This is a genomic window from Vibrio lentus (assembly GCF_002875945.1).
In the GTDB taxonomy this organism is placed as follows: domain Bacteria; phylum Pseudomonadota; class Gammaproteobacteria; order Enterobacterales; family Vibrionaceae; genus Vibrio; species Vibrio apostichopi.
Genome location: NZ_MCZK01000079.1, coordinates 1 through 3516 on the forward strand (window position 1 = coordinate 1; position 3516 = coordinate 3516).

A 3516-nucleotide genomic window follows, 5' to 3' on the forward strand; every position below is an offset into this window, starting at 1 on the left:
TATGTGGGAATGAAAGTGCTCTATAAGCGTTAAGAAATTCAATCACTGAAAAGTGCCGAACCAGAGAGGGGAATTGTTAATTTTAGTGCATGCTCTGGGATGCGTTGAGTAGGCGAGACTGAGAGCGTTTTATTAGAGTGGAACTGACGGAGCGAAGAAACGGATTATTTCACCTTTAAAAGGGGCTCAGTCGCGCGTAGCGCTACGCATCCTAGGTCTTGGAAACATGTTTCTAAGCTGCTCTTTTCTTTGTGTTTTGTAAACGAATAAGGATAACCACTTGGGATGACTCCATAGGACAACGCTTGTTATCGAAAGTGGTTATCCTATGAAGTTATCCAAAAATCAAAAACTAAAGAGCCTGACGCGCTTCGCTTGTCGGATTTGCAAAAGCTCTACATGCAAGCATATAGCAGCTCTAACAAATCGAAATGAACTACATAGAAAACAGAATAACTAGAACAACGTACTAGAGAGCAAAACAGCCCAAAAAAGGGCTGTTATCTGATAAGGCTATTTGCACCATGTGATAATAGAACGCTTTGAAGCACCGACTTGATCAGCAATGGCTTGGTATGTCTTTCCTTCTTGTCTAAGTAAACGAGCTTTTAACCGCTTGTTATTGTAGGAATCACCTTTAGCCTTACCGCCTTTTGCACCTTTCTTAGCTTGGCTCTGGCGGAACTTCTCAGGCGTAAACTCTCGATACGTCCAGTTAGCGATAGACTTCGCTATCGCTTTCACTTCAGAGACAGGAAGAGGCACTTTAAATTGAGCGTTAAGGGCTTCTACGTGGTCGTAGACAGCCGAGTTCCAGTCGCGATTATAATTGGGTGCCCAAAACTCTCTAATCGCCTTGTAGCTCCACTGACGCACTGAATCAAACAACTCACAATTACGACCAAGACCTGATACTTCGCTCCCACGTAACGGATGACCTTTTAAATCGAGATAGTCCGCCAGTTCATCTAGCGTGTATTCGTGCTCAGTCCAAAACTCATTTTGCCAATGTGGATGCAGTGGGTTTTTAGTGAGTAGCCCTGCAAAACCACGATCTGCTTTTAGACGTTCTATCATTGCTGACTCAATCGCAGCAGCGTAGCGAATCGGTTCGCTATGTGCGATGTCAGAAGTACAAAACGGGACTTTCAAGCGATACGAAATGTGAGCGTGTGCGTTATCTAGATTTTTTGAAGTCCAGTATGGCGTTGGTAGATCGTTGTCGTACCACGCCAACACACCGCCTTGACGGTCAATATCAAAGATTAGGTAAGTGACCAACTTCGGTTGGTTCACTTGCAGATACTTCTTCTTAATCGCTGTGTTTTTGGGGCGTATGTGAGTGACACCGAGTTCATCGGTGCAATACGGCTTATGAGGAAGCGTCTCGATTAGATCGAGTTGAAGTGCGTTTGATAGTTCAGCTTTCACACATAACTGCGCTTATGGCGGTTACGTGTGGATTGTGTTTGTCTGTTCATGTGTTAAAATTTCCTCAAGCATTTATGCTGAGCCCTAACTTCTCACTCATTCCGCCAAGTTTGAATGTGAGATTAAGGGCTTTGTTTTATCTGGCGTTTATCTTACTCCTCAATACCTTGCTTCGCAATTTCCCCTTTAGAGCTCTTGCTATCAGGCACAAAAAAGGCCGCTATAGCGACCTTTAGATAATCATTATTCTACCGAAACACGGCACTTCGCACTAAGTGCAGTTATGTAAAATCTTTTCAAGAAAGGAATTGTTTCATAAGCCCCTTGAGATTATCAGTGCTAGATACTAGTTCTTGGGCATTATGAGCCACCGTCTCAGAACGGTTAAGAGTGGTATTAGCACTCTCTCGAATATCAACAACCCTTGATGAAACTTCGTGAGTTACAGAAACTTGTTCTTTTACCAACTCAGATATCTCATCAGCTAAGTTAGACACTTCTAGTACTGATTCAGTTATACCTTTAAGACTATCATTAGCTAAATTAGACGCTGTTAAACATGATTTTGATAAAGAAAAACCAGAAGAAATACTATTAACAGCTAACGAAGATGAATCATTTAATGTACCGATCATACTATTGATTTCATCAGTGGATTTCTTAGTTTTCGAAGCTAGCTCTCGCACCTCATCCGCCACAACAGCAAACCCTCTCCCAGCGTCTCCAGCTCTCGCAGCTTCAATCGCAGCATTTAATGCCAATAAATTGATTTGATCAGAAATCCCAGTAATCACATCTAATATTTTTACCATTTCCAAACTACTACTAGCCACACTAGAAACGATATTTTCCACGCTTTCTAACTCTAGACTTAAATTCGAAATCTTCGAATTTAAGTCTAAAATGTTAGCCAGCCCATCTTGGGATAAAGATGATGTAACATTCGCAACATCTGAAACCTTTGATGCACCACCGGCAACATCGGTCATTGAGTGACCCAACTCTTCAACAGCTGAAGCTATTGTATCAATACCTGAGAACTGATTAGCTAAATCATCACCTACACCTTTTAACTCTTTAAAATCATTTTTAGCATTATTATTTATTAACACAGATGAATCTAAAGCTCGCGCTGATATAGCTCGAACCTCAGAGTTCTTCATAATCAAAGCCAACTCGATTCGAGAGTAATCATCCAATCGGCCTGTATACACTTTCTCCATTAGTGGGTTGTCATAAACAGATTTTGATACGTTTGTTAAATTTGAAAACCGTTTCCTTTGAAAAATGGATAAGAATAAACCTAAAATAGAAACAGCACTCCATACACTCCCTAATATTTCTCCATACAAAAGAGATGCGATAGAAAGAAGTAACCCTCCCCCCCATAAAAATATAGATAACAAATGCCATTCAAACCTAAACATTGATACTTTTTTGTTTTGTTTCAAGCTTGCATAAATACTTTCAGCTCTTTGTATTTGCTCATCATCAGGCTTTGTTCTAACCGATTGATACTCGGAAATTTCACCATTTTCATTTTTAATTGGAGTGACAAAAGCAGAAACCCAGTAATGCTCTCTACCCTCTTTACAATTATTTTTAACCACCCCCATCCAAGATTTCCCAGATTGCACATAATCCCACAACTGCTTAAAAGCTTGCTTGGGCATATCGTCATGACGAACTAAATTGTGAGGTTTACCTTTCATCTCATCCAGAGTAAACCCAGCAACATCACAAAAATCTTTATTTGCAGATGTGATATAGCTTTGAGTGTCCGTCGTTGAAATTAAATTGCTCTTACTTGAAAAATTTCTATTTGTTGTCATAAAAAACACTGTCTATTAGTGGTAATAACCATAATAGCACTTCCCCCATTCAACTGTTCTCACAAAAGTAGTGTTTATTATTCCTATTATGTTCAATTGCCCTTAAATTACAGACACGAAAAAGGGGATGACCTTGCGATCATCCCCTTTGACGAAGTAATCTAGTATTAGCTTAGAAGCTGTACTAAGAATGCTCAGTTGACGCTATCATTCTAGTACAGGTGGGCTAGCCTTGTCACTACCCACTGGATAC

At 40.2% G+C, this 3516-nt stretch carries 2 protein-coding genes; both read right to left on the reverse strand.

The features are described 5' to 3' along the window. Positions 1–513: 513 nt before the first annotated feature. The gene (locus BCT49_RS05630) at positions 514–1431 is read right to left on the reverse strand and encodes a replication initiation protein (RefSeq protein ID WP_102434480.1); all 918 of its coding nucleotides are present in this window, start codon (positions 1429–1431) and stop codon (positions 514–516) included. Positions 1432–1727: 296 nt separating this feature from the next. After that, positions 1728–3263, reverse strand: coding sequence for a methyl-accepting chemotaxis protein (locus BCT49_RS05635; RefSeq protein WP_102434481.1), 1536 nt, complete (start codon positions 3261–3263; stop codon positions 1728–1730). Positions 3264–3516: the final 253 nt, after the last annotated feature.